21 protein-coding genes and 1 other RNA gene are annotated in these 19,837 nt (G+C 31.5%); 16 read left to right on the forward strand and 6 right to left on the reverse strand.

Annotated features, from left to right (window positions below):
* Positions 1-114: 114 nt before the first annotated feature.
* Positions 115-1,263: an agmatine deiminase family protein gene (locus tag AXE80_RS10650; RefSeq protein ID WP_068827107.1), complete on the reverse strand. Its 1,149-nt coding sequence runs from the start codon at positions 1,261-1,263 to the stop codon at positions 115-117.
* A gap of 361 nt (positions 1,264-1,624) precedes the next feature.
* On the opposite strand from AXE80_RS10650, the gene AXE80_RS10655 reads away from it, so the two are divergent.
* From AXE80_RS10655 to AXE80_RS10675, 5 genes are all read left to right on the forward strand, one after another.
* The gene (locus tag AXE80_RS10655) at positions 1,625-2,572 is read left to right on the forward strand and encodes a tRNA dihydrouridine synthase (protein ID WP_068827109.1); all 948 of its coding nucleotides are present in this window, start codon (positions 1,625-1,627) and stop codon (positions 2,570-2,572) included.
* A 143-nt stretch (positions 2,573-2,715) separates the two neighbouring features.
* Positions 2,716-3,162: a KTSC domain-containing protein gene (locus tag AXE80_RS10660; RefSeq protein ID WP_068827111.1), complete on the forward strand. Its 447-nt coding sequence runs from the start codon at positions 2,716-2,718 to the stop codon at positions 3,160-3,162.
* A 118-nt stretch (positions 3,163-3,280) separates the two neighbouring features.
* On the forward strand, positions 3,281-4,843 hold the full coding sequence (locus AXE80_RS10665) for an NAD(P)/FAD-dependent oxidoreductase (RefSeq protein WP_068827115.1): 1,563 nt from the start codon (positions 3,281-3,283) through the stop codon (positions 4,841-4,843).
* A 19-nt stretch (positions 4,844-4,862) separates the two neighbouring features.
* A complete protein-coding gene (locus tag AXE80_RS10670) occupies positions 4,863-6,173 on the forward strand; it encodes a DEAD/DEAH box helicase (RefSeq protein WP_068827118.1) in 1,311 nt (436 codons plus the stop codon).
* A gap of 4 nt (positions 6,174-6,177) precedes the next feature.
* The gene (locus AXE80_RS10675; protein WP_083194655.1) at positions 6,178-7,125 is read left to right on the forward strand and encodes a DMT family transporter; all 948 of its coding nucleotides are present in this window, start codon (positions 6,178-6,180) and stop codon (positions 7,123-7,125) included.
* 110 nt (positions 7,126-7,235) lie between these two features.
* Here the strand turns inward: AXE80_RS10675 and AXE80_RS10680 are convergent, their stop codons facing one another.
* Positions 7,236-8,546, reverse strand: a complete 1,311-nt coding sequence (locus AXE80_RS10680) for a DEAD/DEAH box helicase (RefSeq protein WP_068827120.1) — start codon at positions 8,544-8,546, stop codon at positions 7,236-7,238.
* A 184-nt stretch (positions 8,547-8,730) separates the two neighbouring features.
* Here AXE80_RS10680 and AXE80_RS10685 point away from each other — a divergent pair, with 184 nt between their 5' ends.
* Positions 8,731-9,585, forward strand: coding sequence for an RluA family pseudouridine synthase (locus AXE80_RS10685; RefSeq protein ID WP_068827122.1), 855 nt, complete (start codon positions 8,731-8,733; stop codon positions 9,583-9,585).
* Between the two features lie 92 nt (positions 9,586-9,677).
* On the opposite strand, the gene ffs is transcribed toward AXE80_RS10685, so the two are convergent.
* An RNA gene (gene ffs / locus AXE80_RS10690) (signal recognition particle sRNA small type) lies at positions 9,678-9,776 on the reverse strand.
* 143 nt (positions 9,777-9,919) lie between these two features.
* Between ffs and AXE80_RS10695 the strand changes: the two genes are divergently transcribed.
* From AXE80_RS10695 to AXE80_RS10710, 4 genes are read left to right on the forward strand one after another with little or no spacing between them, the layout of a single operon-like run.
* Entirely contained in the window at positions 9,920-10,435 is a 516-nt protein-coding gene (locus AXE80_RS10695) for a DUF4199 domain-containing protein (RefSeq protein WP_068827123.1), read from the forward strand.
* A gap of 7 nt (positions 10,436-10,442) precedes the next feature.
* Entirely contained in the window at positions 10,443-11,396 is a 954-nt protein-coding gene (locus AXE80_RS10700) for a glycosyltransferase family 2 protein (protein ID WP_068827125.1), read from the forward strand.
* 57 nt (positions 11,397-11,453) lie between these two features.
* Complete coding sequence (locus tag AXE80_RS10705) at positions 11,454-13,172, forward strand: phospho-sugar mutase (RefSeq protein ID WP_068827126.1); 1,719 nt, start codon at positions 11,454-11,456, stop codon at positions 13,170-13,172.
* Between the two features lie 3 nt (positions 13,173-13,175).
* Positions 13,176-15,008: an ABC transporter ATP-binding protein gene (locus tag AXE80_RS10710; RefSeq protein WP_068827128.1), complete on the forward strand. Its 1,833-nt coding sequence runs from the start codon at positions 13,176-13,178 to the stop codon at positions 15,006-15,008.
* 61 nt (positions 15,009-15,069) lie between these two features.
* On the opposite strand, the gene AXE80_RS10715 is transcribed toward AXE80_RS10710, so the two are convergent.
* Positions 15,070-15,609, reverse strand: coding sequence for a Smr/MutS family protein (locus AXE80_RS10715; RefSeq protein ID WP_068827130.1), 540 nt, complete (start codon positions 15,607-15,609; stop codon positions 15,070-15,072).
* A gap of 77 nt (positions 15,610-15,686) precedes the next feature.
* Here AXE80_RS10715 and AXE80_RS10720 point away from each other — a divergent pair, with 77 nt between their 5' ends.
* Positions 15,687-16,322: a low molecular weight phosphatase family protein gene (locus AXE80_RS10720; protein WP_068827132.1), complete on the forward strand. Its 636-nt coding sequence runs from the start codon at positions 15,687-15,689 to the stop codon at positions 16,320-16,322.
* 312 nt (positions 16,323-16,634) lie between these two features.
* On the opposite strand, the gene AXE80_RS10725 is transcribed toward AXE80_RS10720, so the two are convergent.
* Positions 16,635-17,273, reverse strand: a complete 639-nt coding sequence (locus tag AXE80_RS10725; protein WP_068827134.1) for a BRCT domain-containing protein — start codon at positions 17,271-17,273, stop codon at positions 16,635-16,637.
* A gap of 111 nt (positions 17,274-17,384) precedes the next feature.
* Entirely contained in the window at positions 17,385-17,786 is a 402-nt protein-coding gene (locus AXE80_RS10730) for a hypothetical protein (protein ID WP_068827136.1), read from the reverse strand.
* Between the two features lie 120 nt (positions 17,787-17,906).
* On the opposite strand from AXE80_RS10730, the gene AXE80_RS10735 reads away from it, so the two are divergent.
* Genes AXE80_RS10735 through AXE80_RS10755 form a run of 5 tightly spaced genes read left to right on the forward strand, consistent with a single transcriptional unit; the run spans position 17,907 to position 19,836 of the window.
* Positions 17,907-18,191: a hypothetical protein gene (locus tag AXE80_RS10735; protein ID WP_068827138.1), complete on the forward strand. Its 285-nt coding sequence runs from the start codon at positions 17,907-17,909 to the stop codon at positions 18,189-18,191.
* 36 nt (positions 18,192-18,227) lie between these two features.
* Positions 18,228-18,860: a response regulator transcription factor gene (locus tag AXE80_RS10740; RefSeq protein ID WP_068827140.1), complete on the forward strand. Its 633-nt coding sequence runs from the start codon at positions 18,228-18,230 to the stop codon at positions 18,858-18,860.
* 4 nt (positions 18,861-18,864) lie between these two features.
* Entirely contained in the window at positions 18,865-19,116 is a 252-nt protein-coding gene (locus AXE80_RS10745) for a hypothetical protein (protein ID WP_068827142.1), read from the forward strand.
* Positions 19,117-19,141: 25 nt separating this feature from the next.
* Positions 19,142-19,552: a hypothetical protein gene (locus tag AXE80_RS10750; protein ID WP_157359393.1), complete on the forward strand. Its 411-nt coding sequence runs from the start codon at positions 19,142-19,144 to the stop codon at positions 19,550-19,552.
* 5 nt (positions 19,553-19,557) lie between these two features.
* On the forward strand, positions 19,558-19,836 hold the full coding sequence (locus tag AXE80_RS10755) for a hypothetical protein (RefSeq protein WP_068827146.1): 279 nt from the start codon (positions 19,558-19,560) through the stop codon (positions 19,834-19,836).
* Position 19,837 lies beyond the last annotated feature (1 nt).

The raw sequence follows: 19,837 nt of genomic DNA on the forward strand, positions 1-19,837 counted from the left end.
ATATTGATTGAAATTTGAAATTGAAAATACATCAACGTTTATGGTATTTTATCTTAAGTGATCATTTTATTGAGACTGATTTAATAAGCCGAAAAAAACTAGAGTTTACAAAACTTACGCTGCTTTTTTCTTTTTCTTTGGTCTATTAATTGAGATACAGTGAAATCCGCCACCTTCTCTATTTAAGTCCATACAATCTAACATCACTACTTTTTTTCCTGGAAAAATCCTTTTGAATTTATTTTCTACCTCTAAATCTTTAGCAATAGCATAATTATTTTTAATGTATTGACCATAGCTTGGCACAATGACTTTATTCTTGGTTATAATAAAATTTAAATAACTGTTAGAAATAACAAAACTTATGTTTGTATTCTCACCTATTTCTATAATCAAAGGAGCCACAGGAACTCTAATAATATTTAAGGGCTTACCATCTTGATCTAAAGCATTTTTAAGAATCTTATAGTTTTCTTCAAGACGATCATTTGCCATTTTCATAATTGGATTCGAATATATTTCTTGACTATTTACTTGAGCTAGTAAAACAGTGTTTGGTGAAATAAACCTGCAAAAACTATCAATATGGTGCCCAGCTCCCTTGCTATATATATCACCAAACAATGGAGTATGTGTTAACATATCATCTTGCGGAAGTCCACTTTTCAACCAAATAATTTTTTTAATCCCTAATTTTTTTTTCAGCTCTTTAGCTATATCATCTTTGCTAAGCTTTGGATTTACATCTTTTTCATGTTTTTCAATCAGTATGGCTAATCCTTTACCATTTAATTCTCTGGCACCTCCAATACCAACAATATTAGAAGACCTTAACCTTTCTTTATTTAAAGATTGGTACTCATAAGGGAAGGTATTTTCACTATAATATTTAAAACTTAAAGCTTTGGTTTTTCCACTCTTATTCGTTAAAAACACAGGGCCATAATCCCTAATCCATATATTATCATTCTTTATCGTTTGAAGCTCAACATTATTCATATAAACTCCAAATGCTTTAAGCTTATTATACACACTACTTATACGAGTTGCCTCTGGCACGTATAAGGTGACATGTTCATCTTCAGCAATATTTTTAATAAAATTAATATAGGTATTTGTATGTTTTGGAGACCAAACAATTAAATGAGATTCTGTTTCATCAAAATCTGTAGCAGGATGGTAATCTTGATCAAAAAAAAGAAAATACCAAGTAAAACTTGCTGCCATTACTAGACAAACAAGTACAATATTTTTTGTTTTCATTTAAGGCTTCCCATTAATTAGGATTTTGGCTAAATTAATTTTTTTTCATAAAAAAACGTTTATGTTATATTCTAAATTTTACATCTATAAACAAAAGTAACTACTAGGCTCCTCATTGTTTTAAAAAAATTATAAAAGCTTAAATATTTGTTGATTTTAATTCAGCTAAACAACGTAAACAGATCTTATCCCAAATTAAATTATGGAGATGATATTTTTAACAAAAGCAGCTATAATACAACCAAAAATTCAAACAACCCTAATGACAACTATATCTTTGTTTGTATTAAAACAATTTACAAACCATTCTTTTTTTAATTGAGTAGTTTTGTTTTTCACTACTTTTGCCAAAATTTTTTGGATGTCCATCACACTTTTATCATCTCCTTTACAAGGATTTACAGACTTTAGATTCCGTAATGCGTTTCACCATTATTTTGGAGGAATTGATACTTTTTACGCTCCTTATATTAAAATGAATGGTAAGTTGGTGATTAAGAACAATTATCAACGTGATTTAAATCCAGAGAATAATCATATACCAACATTAATTCCTCAGGTAATGACCAACAATCCTGACGAATTTTTATTTGCCTTGAATTATGTAAAATCTTTAGGTTACAAAGAACTAAACTGGAATTTAGGATGCCCATACCCAATGGTAACCAAACAAGGAATGGGATCTGGAATGATTTGTCAGCCTCAAAAAATTGATGAAGTTCTACACAAAGCACATACAGAAAGTGACTTAACCATTTCTATGAAAATGAGAATGGGTTATGATGAACCTACCGAAATTTTAGAAACTTTTAAAACACTTGCTAAATATCCTTTAAAGAATATTGCCATCCATGCCCGTATAGGAAAACAACTATACAAAGGTGGAGTTGATTTAGATGCTTTTGAAAAATGCTTGGAACAATCACCTCACAAACTTTATTACAACGGAGATATTACCAGTGTAGCTGCCTATAGAAAAATTAAAGAACGTTTCCCAACTGTAGATCATTTTATGATTGGTCGTGGATTAATTGCCGATCCTTTTTTGCCTAGCATGATTAAAAATGACTGCACAGAATACCCTGAAAACAGATGGCAAATATTTAAAGATTTCCACGATACTATTTATCAGCAATACGATGAGGCTTTGTCTGGCCCCACTCCTATCAAAATGAAAATGTTAGGCTTTTGGGAATATTTTTCTCAATCTTTTGACAATCCTCAAAAAACTTATAAAGCCATTAAAAAGGCAGGGAATCAAGTAAAATACAAAGCTGCTGTAGCAGAAATTTTTGCTAAGCAGAGATAATTGAAATAGTATATATTTTAATTCTTAAGTGATGCTAAAATGAATTTATCATAACAGTAAAAACACGTTAACAAATACAATTTAAAATACTGTATTCTATATTATTATGAATAGCTTTGCCGCTTCATCTGAAAAAACAAAACATGAAGCGTATAAACGAATACAAAAAGCTTTTTAAAGTAGAAGGAGCCATCAATCTAAAAGAATTAAAAACCACTTATAGAGGATTGGTAAAACAATGGCATCCAGATAAATTTCAGGATGAAAAAGAAAAATTAGAGGCTGAAGAAATAAGCACTAAAATTATAGATGGATATCATTTTTTAGTAAGTATTGCTCCAGAAACTAAAGAGGCTCACTTAGAGGAATATACCAAAACTATTACCGAATCTCAGGTAGCTGATTACCATCATAAAAGTATGCTGTTAGAAGTTACTTTTACGGATGGAAACACTTATGAATACTTTGGAGTGAATCATAAATTATTTTTAAAGTTTGTGAATAGTAAATCCATCAACAACTTTGGTAGACGTAATATTTTTAAATCTTTTACTTACCGAAAATCTAAAAAAGGAACAGTAGAAGCATAACTTTTATCTACCTAATTATTGAAAAAGGTAAAAAGACCTCTATTTTTTTTTAATTAGAGAAGTACTTTTTACAATTAACTTTTTACCTTTTACAATATGAATAACTTATTTTTGCCACATGGTAAAAGAAATTCAACTTCGTATAAAACTGCAAGAGGAAACCAAAGCTAATATTTTAGAAATAAAAGCTGCACAATGGTTAAGCATCCCTAGAAAAGACATTACAACTGTAAAAGTCTTACGAAAATCTATTGATGCTCGTAAACCTCAAATTTACTTTAATTACAAGGTCGCTGTTTATATAAAAGAAGCTGTTCCAGAGCAATCTGAATATCAATTTAATTACCAAGATGTTTCTAACAAACCAGAAATTCACATTGTAGGTTTTGGGCCAGCCGGAATGTATGCTGCCTTGCGTTGTATAGAATTGGGTTATAAACCTGTGGTTTTAGAACGTGGAAAAAATGTGCAAGACAGACGTAGAGATTTACGTCAGATTAATCAGTTTCACAATGTAAACGACGATTCTAACTATTGTTTTGGAGAAGGGGGTGCAGGAACTTATTCTGATGGAAAATTATACACCCGAAGTTTAAAACGTGGTGATGTTCGTAGAATTTTTGAAAACCTAGTGTATCATGGAGCTACTGAACAAATTTTAATTGATGCACATCCACATATTGGGACTAACAAACTTCCTAAAATTATTGCTAAGATTCGTGAAAATATCATCCATTACGGAGGAGAAGTTCATTTTGAATCTAGAGTAGTTGACATCATTACCAAAAACAATAAACTACAAGCCATACAATTACAAAACGGAAAAGAACTTGCAGCCAAAGCATTGATTTTAGCTACAGGTCATTCCGCTCGTGATATTTATGAATTGTTAGATAAAAAACAAATTGCCTTACAAGCAAAATCTTTTGCTATGGGGGTACGTGTAGAACATCCGCAAGAAATTATTGATAGTATTCAATACCATTGTGAAGGAAGCAGACACGAATTATTACCTGCTGCTGCTTATGGATGGGTAGAACAAGTACGTGAACGTGGTGTGTATTCTTTCTGTATGTGTCCAGGTGGATTTATTGTACCAGCTGCCACTGCCAATGGTGAAGTGGTGGTTAACGGAATGTCTCCATCTAAAAGAAACAATGTATTTGCAAACTCTGGAATTGTAGTAGAAATCAATGCTCAAAAAGATTTACAAAAATACGAGCAATACGGAGCTTTAAAAGGATTGCAATATCAAAAAGATTTAGAACGATTGGCTTTTACCGCAGGAGGAAGAACACAAACGGCTCCTGCCCAAAGATTGACTGATTTTATTGATGGAAAATTGTCTCCATCATTAAACCCAACATCTTACCAACCGGGATTAAATTCTGCTCCGTTACATTCTTTATTACCCAAAGCTATTGGTGGAAGATTACGTAAAGGTTTTGCACAAATTGGCGCTAAAATGCACGGATACAACACCAATGAAGCCAATATTGTGGGAGTGGAATCTAGAACATCATCACCCGTAAATATTCCAAGAAAAGAAAATTTAGAACACCCAGAAATTGAAGGATTATTCCCTTGTGGTGAAGGCGGTGGTTATGCTGGTGGAATCATATCTGCAGCTATGGACGGTGAACGCTGTGCAGAGGCTGCTATTCAGAATTTAAAGGCATAGCCTTTACAAATAAAAAACAATGTCTACAAACTACAAAAACCAAGAAAGCATTCTTTCTAAATTAGGGATTGATACGTTAAACCCTATGCAAAAAGCTGCTCAAGAAGCCATTGCTACAAACAAAGATGTTGTTTTGTTATCTCCTACAGGAACAGGAAAAACATTGGCTTTTTTGTTGCCTATGCTAGAAAAATTAAAACTGAATAGTCAAGAAGTTCAGTCTTTAATTATTACTCCCTCTAGAGAATTGGCTATACAAATTGAGCAGGTTTTTAGAGAAATGGGAACGGGTTACAAGGTGAACTGTGTGTATGGTGGTAGACCCATGTCTAAAGACAAAATAGAATTGGCTCACACTCCAAGTGTTTTGATTGGTACTCCTGGTAGAATTGCAGATCATTTACGTAAGGGAAGTTTTGAAACTTTTGATATTCATACCTTAATTTTAGATGAGTTTGACAAATCTTTAGAAGTAGGTTTTGAAGAAGAAATGAGCGAAATCATCAACTTGCTTCCATCTATCAAGCAAAAAATATTAACATCTGCAACACAAGAAATTGATATCCCAACTTTTGTAGGGATTCAAAATCCTGTAGAAATTAATTTTTTAAGCGAAAAAAAATCTCAATTAGTCATCCAAAAAGTATTATCACCAGATAAAGACAAACTAAAAACTTTGGTAGACACCTTATGCCATATTGGGAATAAATCAGGAATTATTTTTTGCAATTTTAAAGACAGTATCGCTAGAGTAAGTGATTATTTAAACGAACACGAAATTTCGCACGGTTGTTTTTATGGAGGATTGGAACAAAAAGACAGAGAACGTGCATTGATAAAATTCCGCAACGGAACTTACAACATTTTAATTGCCACCGATTTGGCTGCGCGTGGATTGGATATTCCTGAAATTGATTTTTTAATTCATTATCAATTACCCTTAAAAGTGGAGGAGTTTACTCACAGAAATGGTAGAACTGCCAGAATGAACAGCCAAGGAACAGCTTATGTAATTCAGTGGAAAAAAGAAGATTTACCAGAATTCATCAATATTGATGATGTAGCACATTTGCATCAAAATACTTTGCCAGAACCATCACCTTGGAAAACTTTGTTTATTTCTGGAGGGAGACAAGACAAAATATCTAAAGGAGATATTGCTGGACTATTGATTAAAAAGGGAAACTTATCTGGAAACCAAGTGGGAGTCATTGAACTAAAACACGATTGTGCTTTTGTATCTGTAAAACTTAAAAACACCAAAGCTTTACTAGATATTATCAACAACCAAAGATTAAAGAAAAAGAAAGTTAGGATTACTGAAATATAAAGACATGGAAAAGACTGCTAACCAAACAAAGAAAACATCAAAAGAAAAATGGTTATTAGCAGCCATGATTATTAGCATGTGCATATGGGGAACCAGTTGGTCTTGTGCCAAAGTTTTGGGAACCTATACCAATGCTTTAAATTTAAGCTTGATGCGTTTTATTTTAGTTCCATTGACTTTATTTCCGTTAACTTTTTTTGCTAAAATTAAAATCAACGTTAATAAAAAAGGATGGCTACACATTGTAGGAGCCTCTGTTTTTATATTACTATATACTTTATTCTTTTTTAAAGGAGTCCATAAGGGGTTTGCTGGAGCAGGAGGCGTTTTAGTCACCACCATCAACCCTATTTTTGCTTATATTATTGGCTTACTCATCAGTAAAATACTTCCTAAAAAACAAGAATACATTGGACTTTTATTGGGATTTATAGCAGGAATGACCTTACTTAAAGTATGGGACAATAGTGATGCTATTTTTAGTATTGGAAACACCTATTTTTTATTAGCTGCTTTTGTTTGGGCAGTGATGAGTAAAATAAGTTCTCATGCCAACAAATTTGGAAATGCCATTGGTTTTAGTTTATGGACACATATTATTGCTGCCATCATACTTTGTTTTTTTGTTGATTTTAAAAGCTTAGAACAAACTTTAATTACTGCTGATGCAAAATTCTGGTTTAACATCTTATATTTTGGAATTGTAAACTCTGCCCTAGCTACTACTTGTTTTTTATATGTAACCGCAAGAATTGGTGCAGAAAAAGCAAGTACTTATATTTTTATTGTTCCTAGCACAGCTGTATTAACCTCGTTCTTATTTATAGGAGAGCATATATTATGGAATACAATTGTTGGTGGTATTTTAGGAATTATAGCTGTTTTTATTATCAATGGAAAATTTAGTAGAAAAAAACGTACGCCTCCGCCTATTAGAAATATTGTTAGATAATAAAAACTCCCAAAAGAAATTCATTTTGGGAGTTTTTATTTCGTTACTACTGATAGTGAACAGTATTATTTTTACTCTGTACTTTGTTCTAAATACTTCGTACTAGATTATTATCTTCTATTTCTACTTCTTCCTAATTTAGAAGCTGCATTTTTTTTTGCCTGTACCCACTTAGGAGCTTCTCCTGGTTTTGCTTTCTTTTTTGCAGTTTTAGGTTTTTGATTTGCTTTAGGCGATGTTGTCCTCGAAGGTCCTTTTTTCATCGCTTTTAACTCCTCAGCTGTTGGAGCTTTAAAATCAAATCCTTCTAAATTTTGCATAGGTAATTTTAAACCTAATAATTTTTCAATATCCAATGCAAATTTAATTTCTTCTCCACAAACCAAAGAAATAGCTTCTCCACTTGCCCCTGCTCTACCCGTACGTCCTATTCTGTGTACGTAATCTTCTGGCACATTTGGTAACTCGTAATTTATAACGTGTGGCAACAACGGAATATCTAAACCACGTGCAGCAATATCTGTAGCCACCAATACCCTAACAGCATTCTTTTTAAATCCTTCTAAGGCTTTGGTTCTGGCTGCTTGACTCTTGTTTCCGTGAATAGCCGCAGCTGTTACTCCAGATTTAGCCAATCTTTCTGCTAATTTATTAGCTCCGTGTTTGGTACGAGTAAATACTAAAACTTGACTCCAATTACCAGATTTTATCATTCCGATAATAGCCAAAGGTTTATCTCCTTTATTTACATTGTAAAAAGTTTGTTTCACTTTTTCAGCAGTAGTGTTCTGCGGAGCAGATTCTACAGACACAGGACTGTTCATAAATGTATTAGCCAAAGCTTTTATATCTGGCGAAAAAGTAGCCGAAAACAATAAGTTTTGTCTTTTTTCTGGAACAAGAGATAATACTTTTTTAATATCTCTTAAAAATCCCATATCTAACATTCTATCAGCTTCATCTAAAACCAATATTTCTATTTTAGATAATGATAATGCGTCCTGACTTATTAAGTCTAACAACCTACCTGGTGTTGCCACCAATACATCAACTCCTCTTCTTAAAGTAGTAATTTGTGGTTTTGGTTTTACACCTCCAAAAATTACGGCAGATTTAATATCTAAAAACTCACTATACTCTCTTACATTGTCATAAACCTGTGCAGCTAACTCTCTTGTTGGTGTTAATACCAAAGCGCGTATTGGTCTTCTTTTCCACTTATTTTGAGTAGATAATGAATGTAATAATGGTAATGTAAATCCTGCTGTTTTTCCTGTTCCTGTTTGTGCAGACGCCAATACATCTTTACCTTGTAAAATATGTGGAATGGCTTTTTGCTGAATAGCTGAGGGCTCTGTATATCCCTTTTTGTTAATGGCTTTTAAAATAGCCTCTGATAATCCTAAAGATTCAAATGTCATAAATATATTTTAAGAATTGCTTTAAAGTCAATTCTGTAGCGGCTGCAAAGGTACGACTTAATAAATGATATTACTCTACTTTTTTATCTTGTTTGATAATGAGATAGATAGCCCTTATTTTATCCTTAAATTTAGCATACAATTCCTACAAATATTAACTAAGAATACTTTAGCTTAGTGATAGATGAAAATTATAGAAAGTCACACTTCACCAAACTTACCATACGGCATCAGATTATCTGATTATGCCGTAGATATTTTTGCCAGTATTCCAACCAAAGCAGGAATCAAAAAAGCCATCAAAAAGGGATTGATTTTAGTCAATCATCAACGTGGTGTATCTGGACAGTTTATCACAGGTGGTGAAAAAATTGAACTCTTAGAAAACGAAAATCTTATTAAAAAAAATATTGATTTAACGTTAGAAATACTTTGGGAAGATGATTATCTAGCTGTTATATATAAACCCGCAGGACTATTGGTTAGTGGTAATAAAGCCAAAACAGTAAGTAATGCTTTGGCCTATAATTTAAAAATGAGTTCTCAAAAAGATGCTGTAAAACCACAGCCTGTACACAGATTAGATTTTGGTACTAGTGGATTATTATTAGTAGGAAAAACAGCCAACAGCATTAGAGATTTAGGAAAATTATTCGAGGATAAAAACATTCAAAAAACTTACGAAGCTGTTACCATTGGTGAAATGAAAAACCAAGGAACTATTGATTTTGCTATAGATGAAAAAGAAAGTCTTTCTAGCTATCAAGTATTAAAAACAGTGGTATCAGAAAGATTTGACAAATTAAATTTAGTGCAATTAACTCCTCATACAGGTAGAAGACATCAACTAAGAATTCATTGTACCCATATAGGAAATCCTATTTTAGGAGATGTAGAACACGGTATAGAAGGAAAAATTTTAAAAGGAAAAGGATTGTATTTACATGCTAAGTCTTTAACATTTATCCATCCCTATACTCAAGAAAAACTAACTATTAAAAAGGAAAGTCCTAATAAGTTTGATAAATTATTTTTGTAAAAATTAAGACTTTACAAAATATATAAAAACATAAAATCCAGCCTTTTGAGCTGGATTTTTATGTAAAATAAACTTACTAATTGTCTTGTAAAAAAGGGCAAGCTGCCTACATCACACCGCTACAACCAAGTACCCTTGCTGCGTTCCCGCCCTGGGGGATTCCGAGGGAGCTAGTTGTGTAGGACTTGCCCGGCCGCAAATTTACAACCTTATTACAATTCTCACAACATTTACTACATGATTTTTTTACATTCAATTCATCTTGTTCAAAGCGTACACTTTAGCCTAATAAATACCTATATTTGCCATTAAATTTTAAATAGAAAACATTCAAATGAATTCATTTTTTAGCACAAAACCTGTTTTAAAATTCGGAATCCTTTCTGGACTTTTATTAGTTTTAAATGAAGTAATCATCAATACTGTTACACAAACCAACCCATATATTGGAGAAAGAGATTCTATATTTTCTTTAATTGGTTTAATTATTCCAGTTGTTGTGATTGTTTTTGCAATCATCTTCTTAAAAAACAATAGTACCATAGAAAGTTTTGGACAAATAATTAAACCTGGATTAATTATTGGATTTATTACTGCTTTGGTTTACATTGCTTATTCTTTGTTATTTATTTATAGCATAGAACCAACTACTTTGGCAGAGTTTGAGCAAATGAATAGAGAACGTTTAATCGCTTCTGGACAATTTGAAAATTCAGAAGATTTAACAAATGCTGTGCAGTTATCTAAAAACGCATTCTTGCCAGGAACTATTTTGTTTAGTATTGCCATCAATTTATTTATAGGTTTTATTACTGCCGTAGTAACTGCTATATTTGTTCGTAATAAATAATCATCACATGCAGATATCTATTGTAATTCCATTGTTAAATGAGGCGGATTCTTTACAAGAATTACACCAGTGGATTGTAACAGTAATGGAACAAAACCATTATAGTTACGAACTTATTTTTATTGATGACGGAAGTACAGATGATTCATGGAATGTTATTACAGCTTTACAAACTCAAAATCCAAATGTTAAAGGAATTAAATTCTTAAAGAATTTTGGAAAATCTCAAGGATTAAATGCTGGATTTAAAAAAGCTAAAGGTGATGTTATTATTACCATGGATGCCGATTTACAGGATAGCCCCGAAGAAATTCCAGAACTTTATAATATGATTGTCCAAGAAGGATATGACATTGTAAGCGGATGGAAAAAGAAACGCTACGATTCTAAAATCCGAAAAAACATTCCTTCAAAATTATTTAATTGGGCTGCTAGAAAAACTTCTGGTATTGAATTAAACGACTTTAATTGTGGCTTAAAAGCTTATCAAAAAAAAGTTATTAAAAGTATTGATGTAACTGGTGAAATGCACCGATACATTCCTATTTTAGCTAAAAATGTTGGTTTTAAAAATATAGGCGAAAAACCAGTACAACATCAAGCGAGAAAATACGGAGAAACAAAATTTGGAATTGATCGTTTTACCAATGGCTTTTTAGATTTAATCACCTTGTGGTTTTTGTCTAAATTCGGTAAACGTCCAATGCATTTCTTTGGTTTGATGGGAACTTTTATGTTTTTATTTGGTTTTATATCAACCGCTTATATGGGAATACAAAAATTAATTATTGTTTTTTACTACCATCAATCGGCTAATTTAATCACCAATAATCCATTGTTTTATATCGCCTTAACTACAATGATTTTGGGAACTCAATTATTTATCGCTGGTTTTATTGGCGAAATGATTTTAAAAAACAGAAAAGAAAACAATTTATACTATATTGAAAAAGAAATATAAATCAATTTCTATTATATTTATAATATCTAAATACACTAATTAAACTAATAATCAAACATGGTAACTCCTGAAATTATTGAAGCTTCAAAACTATGGCTAACCTCTACTTTTGATGCAGAAACACAAAAAGAAATTCAAGATTTAATAGACAATAACCCCGAAGAACTAACAGACAGATTCTATAAAAACATGGAGTTTGGTACTGGTGGAATGCGCGGAGTTATGGGAGCTGGAACCAATAGAATTAACAAATATACTTTAGGTAAAGCCACTCAAGGATTATCTAATTTCTTACTACAAAACAACCCTAATAAAGAGTTAAGTACTGTAATTGCTTACGATTGTCGTCATAACAGTAAAGAATTTGCAAAAGTGGTTGCTGATGTGTTTACAGCTAACGGAATTAAAGTTTTTTTGTTTGATGATTTAAGAACTACTCCAGAATTATCTTTTGCGGTTCGTCACTTAGGAGCAGATGCTGGAATAGTGTTAACAGCTTCTCACAACCCACCAGAATACAACGGGTACAAAGTATACGGAGCAGATGGTTGCCAAGTAACTCCTCCAAATGATGGATTGATTATTGACGAAGTAAACAAAGTCTCTTTTGATAAAATAAAATTTGAAGCAAACGACAGTTTATTAACCTATATTGGTGAAGATGTAGACAATGCTTTTAACCAAGTATCTGTAGACAATGGAACTTTTGGAGATATTGACAGAAGCGCTTTAAAAGTTGTATTTACTGCTTTACACGGAACATCTATAAAATCTGTTCCTCAGGTTTTAGAAAAAGCAGGGTTTAGCGATGTGCATTTAGTTAAAGAACAAGCTACTCCTAACGGAGATTTCCCTACAGTAAAATCACCAAACCCAGAAGAACCAGAAGCTTTGGCTATGGCTACAGAATTATCTAACCAAATTGGTGCAGATATTTTAATGGGGTGTGACCCAGATAGTGATCGTTTAGGGATTGCTGTTAGAGATTTAGATGGAAACATGAAGTTGTTAAACGGGAACCAAACCATGATTTTAATGACTGATTTCTTAATCAATCAAAAGAAAAAAGCAGGAAAATTAAACGGAACTCAGTTCACAGCTACAACAATTGTTTCTTCTGAAATGGTAAAAGTTTTAGCAGACCATTATGGAATTGAAACTGTAATTACTTTAACAGGATTTAAATGGATTGGAAAAGCCATTGCTGATAACCCTAGTAAAGATTTTGTAGGTGGTGGTGAAGAAAGTTTTGGATATATGATTGGTGATTTTGTTCGCGATAAAGATGCTGTAACTTCTTGTTTATTGGCTTGTGAAATGGCTGCACATGCAAAAGCTAACGGAACTACTTTATACCAACAATTACTAGACATTTACATCCAACACGGATACTATAAAGAAAGTTTAATTTCTATTACCAAAAAAGGAATGGATGGAGCTGCTCAAATTCAACAAATGATTGCAGATTTCCGTGAAAATCCTATCAAAGAAATTTTAGGATCTAAAGTAAAATACGTTTGTGATTATGAATATTCTACCAAAAAGAATTTAATCACAGGAGAAGAAACCACAATTGATGTTCCAAAATCTAATGTATTAATTTACCACACAGAAGATGGAACAAAAGTTTGTGTTAGACCAAGTGGTACCGAACCAAAAATAAAATTCTACTTTGGTGTTAAAGGGACTTTAAGTAGTCGCGACCAAGCAGGATTAGTAGAAGCTCAATTAGATCAAAAAATTAAAGATGTAATTGTAGCATTAAACCTAAATTAATGAATGAAAAATTTTAAAAGATTTTTATCCTATGCCTTGCCATACAAATGGCAAGGTTTTTTTGCCATATTATTCAACATATTATATGCCTTATTTAGTGCTTTGTCTTTTGTGACATTAATGCCTATGCTAGGGGTAATTTTTGGCGAAACTGAAAAAGTTACAGTAAGTCCAAATTTTCCTGGTATTACTCATCTTAACAAACAATATTTAGAAGATATCATCAACTATTTTGTGACTACCAACACCACTAACAATGGTATTGATAGCACCTTAGCCTATATGGTTATGGGAGTTGTTTTTGTCTTTTTATTAAAAAACATTTTTGGATATTTAGGAAACATTTACATGATGTTCTTAAAAAATGATGTCTTAAGAGATATTAGAAATGAAATTTTTTCAAAAATTATTTCATTACCTGTTTCTTTCTATTCAGAAAAAAGAAAAGGAGATGTTATTTCTAGAGCTACTAGTGATATTGGAGTGGTAAACAACACTTATTTAGATTTAGTTATCACTTTTATTAGAGAACCACTAAACATTATTTTCACTTTGATTATTATGTTTAATATGAGTTGGAAATTATCTCTTTTCATTTTCACTTTTATTCCTGTTTCTGGTTTTGTAATTTCTATCATTACCAAAAAAATTAAAGAACAATCAACTGCTATTTTTCAACAAGGAGGAAATATGTTAAGCAGTCTTGAAGAAGCTATTACAGGATTGAGAATTATAAAAGCTTTTAATGCAGAAACTTTTGTGATTAATAGGTATCACGAATTAAGCAATAAAATTCTTAGGCTAAGTAATAAAGTAGGGAAACGTGGAGCAGCCTCTAGTCCTACAAGTGAATTTTTAGGAATTGCCACCATTGCTTGTTTACTTTGGTTTGGAGGTAGAATGGTATTGGTAGGACAATCCATTCAACCAAGTGCCTTTATTGTATTTATGGGATTAGCCTATAACATACTAACACCTGCAAAGTCCATTTCTAAAGCCAATAATACTATTAGAACAGGAAACGCTGCTGCAGAACGTGTTATAGAAATTCTAGACAGTAAAAACCCTTTAGCCGATCAAAAAGATGCAGTAGAAATTACTGGATTTAATCACGAAATTGTTTTTGATAATATTTCTTTTAAATATGATCAAGAATATGTTTTAAAGAACTTTTCTTTAACTATTCCTAAAGGAAAAACCGTGGCCTTGGTAGGACAATCTGGTAGTGGAAAATCTACGTTAGCCAATCTTATCACACGTTTTTGGGATGTAAACGAAGGAAAAATTACCATAGATGGTGTAGATATCAAAACCATCAACACAAAATCTTTAAGAGCTCAAATGGGAATTGTGGCTCAAGAGGCTTTATTATTTAACGATACTGTTAAAAACAATATTGCTTTGGGTATTTCTAACGCCACTGATGAAGCAGTAATGCAAGCGGCAAAAATTGCCAATGCTCACGAGTTTATTAAAGATATTCCTTTAGGTTACAACAGCCCTGTTGGAGATAGTGGAGGATTACTTTCTGGTGGACAAAAGCAAAGAATCGCTATTGCTAGAGCGGTGTTTAAAAACCCACCAATTATGATTTTAGACGAAGCTACTTCTGCTTTAGATACAGAATCTGAACACTTGGTGCAGCAAGCTCTAGAAAACATGATGGAAAATAGAACTTCTATTGTAATTGCCCATAGATTATCTACCATTCAAAATGCAGACGTTATTGTTGTAATGAAAAAAGGAGAAATTGTAGAGCAAGGAAAACACGAAGAATTGATTAATTTAAAAGGAACATATTACAACTTAGTAAATATGCAATCTTTAGAATCATAAACACCTAAATAACAACCTAACAAAACAGCGTATTGATGATTTCAATACGCTGTTTTGTTTTTTAAAAAGTTACCTCAGTAGCTCCTAAACCATATCGTTGGTATGAAGCTTCTTCGTATCTTAAAGAGTATCTATTAAAAATACTATACAAGCCTTCTTTTAAAACGCCCTCTCCTACTCCGTGTATAAAAACTATTTTAGGTATTCTGTTTTTAATGGCAAAATCAACTTTGTGTTGAGCGGTATCTAATTGTTTGTTTAAAATATCTCCATTAGACATTCCGCTAGCAGACTTTACCAGTTTTTCTATATGTAAATCTACTTCCATTACCACACCATATTTTTCTTGCTTAGATTTTTTAGCACTTTTTTTATTGTGCTCTACAAACAATGCTTTCTGACGTAACATTTTGTTATTGATATCAGAAAATTTAGACATTTCGGACTGTTCAATATTTACCAAAATCAATTGATCGCTTTGATACGCTAACTCAAAACCATCTTCATCTAAAACAAGTACACTGTTTTTCATCACCTTAGATACCGTGCCTTTAACTACGGAATCTTTAACCAGTACTTTATCTCCAGATTTAAGTTTCATTGTTCCTTAATTATAAATTAACATCTGTTTATGCTTTAGCCCTTATATTTAAGTATTATAATAATAAAACACCCTTAATGTCCACCTTACAAAAAACCAATATCAAAGATTTTTTTGAAAGAGCTATCAGAAATACAAAGTTAGATATTCAAAGAGAAATTTTACTAGAAAACATTGCTAATAAAATTGCAAAAACGATTAATGAAAAAGAAAAAGTAAACCTCAACTTTATCGGTACTCATAACTCTAGAAGAAGTCAATTTGCACAGGTTTGGGCGTATTTTGCTATGGAATATTACGGAATACATAATGGATTTAGCTATTCTAGCGGAATCAATACTTCAACATTTTACTCTAGTACCCTAAAAGCTTTGGAATTTTCTGGCTTTAAATTTAGTCTAGAAGAATTTAGCCACAAAAACCCTAAATACATCATCAACTACACAAATGCTAAAAAAGAGCTTTTGTGTTATTCTAAAACTATTGATGATTCCATCAACCAAACTCCTTTTATAGCCATTACCATTTGTAGAAGTGCAGATGAAAACTGCTCTCTAACCCAAGAAGCAACCTCTCGTTTTAATTTACCGTATAAAGATCCTAAATGGAGTGATGATGAAGATAACGAGAAAGAAATATATCTAAACACCTCAACATTAATTGCCGGAGAAATGGGTGTTTTATTTAAGAAAGTAAAAGATTTTCTTTCTTAAATACATCTTTATAAAACAAAAAAGACTCCTGTTTTCACAGAAGTCTTTTTGTACAGGCGGAGAGACTCGAACTCTTTTCTGTTAACCGATGTCAAAAAAACTATTAAATATCAATGCTTTACAACTTAAAAAATTTCAGTTTTGATATTGATTTGACACGTATTTGACACGCTTCAAAACAATATAACACCCAATAAAAAAGGGCTTACTCGTTGTTTTCTTGCTCTATTATTTTGTCCAGATCATCTAATAAGTCTTTGTTACTATCATAATCTGCATCTGGACGGTCTATTTCTATTTCTTTTCTCATTTTTAAAACAAGGCGTTAAATTCTTTTTCTGTTAAGGTTTTGATTCCTATTTTATCAATCTTTTCCATTTTAGAAGGTCCTGCATTTTCTCCTACTACAACATAATGTAAAGATTTACTTATACTACCTTTATTTATTCCGCCAACACTTAGGATTTGTTTCCTCATTTCTTCTCTTGAAACATTAAATTCTCCTGTTATTAACACCCATTTATTATACAGAAGGTGCTCTTTGTTTTCTACGTCTAATTGAATATTTAAAAGTTCTTTTCCTCCTTTTTTATCTTCAAAAACTTCTGGATTGTTCTTTTTACTAATTGCATATAGCATTTGGGCATCTGTGCTTTCTTTCTTTGGTGATGACATTTTATATTCTTGAAATCTCAACAAATCATCAAAAGCCACTTCTTTAATTTGTTCAGACTTTGTTAAAAACCAAAGACCTATGCTCGTTATATAAAACCCATCTATTTCATTTCTAAAGTTGATATCATACAATCTTTTAATACCATTTTTTTTAAATGAGTTTTCTGCAGCCTCTAATTGATTATCCAACTCATTAATACTAACTTCTAGTATTTCTGCAACTTCTTTTTTACTCCACACTTCTAATTCAAATCCTTTTTCAATTTCTAGTTTCATTTTTATATAAATAAGATGATTTTCACCTGCGTTTTAACACAGTTTTTGATATACGTTATGTTTGAATATTTTTTTTTTATATGCATTGCTTATTACATTTATGCACAACTCTCAAGAAGCTTTACTAGACTCTTCATTATCAGTAATTCCAAGCATTTTTTCATAAACCGCTATTAACTTTTCTTTATCAATTAAGTTCTGCTTCTGAGTTTCAACTAATATTTGTAAAGTTTTTAAATCTTCTTCCTTTTTCACTTTTTCTGTTCGTAAATAAGGTTCTTGTTCTTCTTCCATGACTTCTAAAGACTCCTTTTTTATCATATCCCCTTCATCATATAAAAACCAATCCATGTTTAAAAAAGGTAAAACTTTACGCACAACAGGTATCATATCACTATAAATAGCTCCATTAGTTCTCAGATAACTATCTGAAGCACCTAATTGAATAGATAAATTTCTAGGTGTAACACCTTTATAATCAGCCACTTTTCTTAATTTTTCTTTTGCAGTCATATTTTATGAGTAAAACATTACTTATTATTGTAAACTTTTACTTATGTTTGCGTAAGTAAAACGTAAGTAAAGCGTAAGCAATTTAGAAGTAATTAATTAATTAACAAATAGTACAACTGTATGATATCTAAAGAAGAAGAAATAGAACTAAAAAAAGTATTTGGTAGGAACTATTCTCCATATATCCAAAATTCATTTGAAAAAAATGGAGTTAAAAACCAAGATGGATCTAGTGTATCAAAAACCACTATTAGAATGGTTATGACTGGTAATTTGCACCATCCTTATTTTGCCAAAGCAATATTTAAAGCTGCAGAAGAAAAGAAAGCAGAAGATGCTCAATATGAGTCTATGAAATCCCAAGTATTAGGAATAAAAAAAGCAGTAGCTGTAACTACTGCTTAAAATTATAATTACCAATCATTCAAAAAACCAATAATTATGGAAGCAAATTTAAACAATTCCCACCAATCAACTCCTTTTTCGATTAACATTTTAGCTGCAGGAATGCATCCAGAAGATTCTAATATAGAATTATGGGGAGACAAAAGAACCAAAAAAGTGTTTTTTACTCAAAACGGAAACACTAAGCCATTTAGCAAATTACCACACAAGTATCATGTAATGTTACTAGAACAAATGCAAAATGATAAAGTTGCATTTAAGGAAATTCTTAAACAACATGGCTCTGCATTAAATGGTTTAGAGGCTTATACATTTTGTAAATATGGAGCATTAGATTCTTCTCCAGATTTATCTGATGACGAACTCGCCAAATGCGAAAACTTTTTATGTAACTCTCAACTACCTAATCCATGTGCTTGTTTAAAGTGGAAAAAAATAACAGTACGCAGTAACGGTAACACTTTAACAACAAGAGAAATTCAGTTGTTGGAATTAATTGGTCAAAAAAAATCGAACAAAGAAATAACTGAAATATTTAATATTTCTGAAAACACCTTAAAAACTCATAGAGATAATCTTCATAAAAAATTTAAGGTGCAAAGCGAGCAGGAACTAATATTAGAAGCAGTATCAGATCATATCATCCAAACACAACCTAAAAATATTTAAGACTATGAACACAGAACACAGTGTAAACACAGGAAACGTAATGTTAATGTCTGTATCAGATTGTAAACACGCTAAAAATAAGCAAGGAAATATTGGTTTTGTAACCAAATATCAATACAAAATTAACGAAGGTGATACCATTATAGCCAATAGTAAAGAAGGCACTGCAGTATATAAAATTTTAAAAATAGAATCTGTTAAACCGGCAACCATTAAAGGCTTTGAATATTACAAAGCTTTGGCCAAAAGAAATTAATAATCATTCAAAACCTAAAACAATTATGAATCCAGAATTAGTAGAATTTCAAGAAAAAGCAGAAGTTTTTTTAGAAAGCAATAAAATAAAAGCAGCAGAAATAGTAACCGAAATAAGAAATACATCAACTGAAATTAGTCAATCTTATGATTTGCATGTTTATGAAAATAAAAATGATATAGCATCTCTATTTAGTGTGTCTGGCAACTCTATAAATATGGTTCTTTTAAAAGCAAAACATCAATTAGAAATTGAAGCTTTAAATAAAAAACAATTAGAGTTAAACATTTTAGCTAATGATTCAGTAGTACAACAACATGAAATTATTCCTAAAGCTGATAGAAATGTTTTGTCTGAAAAAATCACAAAACAACAATTAGATTCCCCTAATAAAATAATTGCTGAAGACGAAGCTTCAGAACCCATAAAAAACTAGTCACTATGTCAAAATATTCAATCATCCCATCATTAGAGTTAGATTATGAAATCAGTCATTACAAACACCAATTATCAGCGTTGGAAACATTACCAAACACAAGTGCCTCTACAAAAAACGATCTTAGAAAATACTACCAAAAACAGATTGAGGAAAGGGAACATGAACTTAAAATCCGTTCAAATATCCAACTTGGAAATGAAAGCAATGAATGTGATATGCCACACAAAAGCGTGCTCGATATTCCTGTTGAAGCAGAAATTATTGGACCTAACAGCGTTTAAC

This window comes from Wenyingzhuangia fucanilytica, assembly GCF_001697185.1.
Classification (GTDB): Bacteria; Bacteroidota; Bacteroidia; order Flavobacteriales; family Flavobacteriaceae; genus Wenyingzhuangia; species Wenyingzhuangia fucanilytica.